The 2,788-nt window shown below is 68.9% G+C and carries 1 protein-coding gene; it reads right to left on the bottom strand.

The window, feature by feature from the left end; translation table 11 throughout:
• Window positions 1-32: 32 nt before the first annotated feature.
• Window positions 33-2,258 carry a DUF6805 domain-containing protein gene (locus FUT87_RS06835; RefSeq protein WP_147240528.1) on the bottom strand — a complete coding sequence of 742 codons (2,226 nt, stop codon included), beginning with the start codon at window positions 2,256-2,258 and terminating at the stop codon, window positions 33-35.
• Window positions 2,259-2,788: the final 530 nt, after the last annotated feature.

Here is a 2,788-nt window from a genome sequence, read left to right as displayed (position 1 = left end):
CCGTCTGAGCCGTCTGAGCGCCTGGAAGCGCGTCAGTGCGCCGGCGCGGTGGCCCGCAACAGCCGTAGGTCGTAGATCCCGCCGGCGATCGAGCCGGGCTCCGCAACCAATCGCACCCGCACGGCGCCGTCCGCCGCTCGCGGCCAGTCCTCGGGCAACGGGAAATCGCGGCTGTAGATCTCCGCGCCCGGAGCCCGGTCGGTGGCCTCGTCCGCGCGCAGCGTCAGATCCGCCAGCCGCCGGTCGTTGACCCAGACCGAGAACCGGCGGCCGTCATCCAGCGCCGAGAAGGCCAGCCGCAGCAGCCGGCCCTCGCGCTTGGGATCGTTCAGGCGATAGCTGAACCATGCGGTCGCATGGCGCCAGCGGTGGCCCTTGTTGAGGCCGGTCTCGATGCCCTCGCCAGCGAAGCCGTGATCGCTCTCGGGCTGCTGCTCGCCGGGCGCGACCGCATCGACGGTGCGGGCCTGCAACGCCAGCCGTTCGCGCTCTTCCAGGGCCAGTCGCTCGCGGCGCGCCTTCGCCTCGGCCGGCGTGCTGCAGGGCCAGTACAGGACATAACGCGAGTCGTGCACGCGGAAGAAGGGCTCGAGCACAAGGTCCGGCATCGGCGCGCCATCCGGTCCCTGCAGCAGCGAGCCGGCGCTGAAGCTCAGCCCGTTCAGCGGTGCCGTCACGTCGGTCGCGAAGGCGCTCATCCGCAGCGGCGAGTTCACCGAGTTGGAGAAGCGAACGCTCCCCGGCGCGGCCGAGAGGTAATGGTGGTCGCTCGACCAGGTCAGATCGCCCTCCTGCGCGGCGCCGCCCTGGGCCAGCGGCTGGCGCGCGATCGGATTGGCGCCGGTCTCGTCCTGGATCACCTGGCCCACCGGCACGACGCCGCCCTCGGTGCCGCCGAAGAAGCGCCAGTGCGCGACGGTCGACGCCACCACCGGGTAGTCGCTCGGGTCCGCCGCCGCCTTCTTGACGCTGGGCGCCGGCTCGGTGAAGTGGGTCAGCAGGGCCGCCTTGGCGCGCTCGTTGATGGGCGCGTTGCCGGCCGCCGGTTGGGCAAAGTTGGGGTTGAAGCGCGCGAAGCGCTTCTTGAAGTCGATGCTGATCTCGAACTGGTGGTTCGCGTCGGAGAGCACCGCCACGTCGAACTCGTTGAGCGTGTCGGTCGGCTTCTGCGTGACCCAGGGCGAGAACGACATCACCTTGATCTTGTTGTTGGTCAGGTCGAATTCGTACAGGCGCATGAGGCCGTTGCCGCCCATGTAGGCCATCTGGTAGTCGACCACCATCTCCTCGACCGCGTTGCCGAAGTCATTGGTCTTCGTCAGGTGGGCGCCGCCGTGGTAATGCCCGTTCAGGGTCATGAAGATCTGGTCGTTGTCGCGGATCAGCTTGTCCCACAGCATCAGCCCGTAGGGGACCTCGAGCGGGCTCACGCCGTCGGCCGCGATGTTGAGCAGCTGGTGGGTGGCGAGGATGGTCGGCAGCGTCGGGTGCTTGGCGAGCACGCCGCGCGCCCAGGCGATCGCGGCGTCGGACGCGCGCCAGGACATCGACAGCACCATGAAGGCGTTGCCGTCGACGTTGACGACGTGGTACTCGTGGAAGCCCGACGGGTCGCGCCCGCCGAAGGTGGACTGCTGCTGCGCCCGCGTGGTCGGGAAGGCCTGCAGGTAGGGCTCCTTGGCGAGGTTGCGCTGCGCATCGGTGTTGGCCGACTGGCTGCTCGCATCGACATAGTCCACGTCGGAGATCACGTCGTGGTTGCCGGCCAGGATGGAGTACGGCATCTTGGCCGACTCCAGCACCTTCATCGCCGAATCGGCGACCTGCCACTGCAGTGGCTTGCCCTGCTGGTCGACGACGTCGCCGAGGTGGATGGTGAACGGGATGCGCAGCGCCGCGGCGTTGTCGGCGATCCACTTCGTCTGCGCCACATACGGCGTCGAGCCGTACTTGCGCTGGAACTGCAGGTTCTCGTCGGTGGTGGCGTAGCGCGAATAGAACTGCGTGTCCGGCAGCACGGCCAGCGCGAAGCTCGAGACCTGGGCCGGCGTTCCCGCCGGGGTGCCGCCGCCGGCATCGGGGCCGCTGCCGCCGTCGTTGTTGTCGCCGCCGCCGCAGGCGGTGAGAAGGCTAGCGCCGCCCAGGGACAGGCCCAGGCCCGCGCGCAGCAGCAGTCGGCGCTGGCGGTCGGGAAGGCCCTCGAGTTGACGCAGCGAGGAGAGGGGCAGCGACGAGGCGCTCGGATGCTTTGACGACATGGGCGGTGGTCCAACAACGAAGAACAACAACCCCGTCACCTTGCCTGCCGGTCATGTCATCGGTGTGGCGGAGTTATCACCACGGCGTTCAGGCAGTCGCTGACAGCACTTACCACTTGTCACGCAGTCGCATGGCGAACGCCTCTTAGCATCCGCGCCGCTGACTACGTTGTCAGCACACCAGGGAGCGGAGGCTCCGACTCCCGCATGCGGGAGCGGTACTCCGTCGCAGGAGACGAGGGGCGCCTTTGCATCGGCACGCACGCGGTGCGGCAGCAAGGGCTGGTTTGGGAGCGGACGATCGCCTGGCCGATGGCGAGGCCGGTCCGCGCACATCGAAGATCAAGATCATGACAAGACGCACGCAGGTGGGCCCCGTGGAGTTGGCCCAACTCCGCTACTTCGCTGCCGCAGTGGCGGCCTCCAGCCTGATGACCGCCTGCGGCGGGGGCGGCTCCGGCAACGCGGACACCACGGCGAGCACCGCGCCGCCGACCGCGTCAACCCCGACGCCATCGCCATCGCCATCG

This window comes from Mitsuaria sp. TWR114 (genome assembly GCF_007997345.1).
The sequence above is the reverse complement of the archived record's forward strand: the minus strand, read 5'-3'. Positions and strand labels throughout refer to the sequence as shown.

What these genes read in the sequence shown, in the direction of transcription:
- FUT87_RS06835 (WP_147240528.1), bottom strand. Translation starts at nt 2,258, where the DNA reads ATGTCGTCAAAGCATCCGAGCGCCTCGTCGCTGCCCCTCTCCTCGCTG.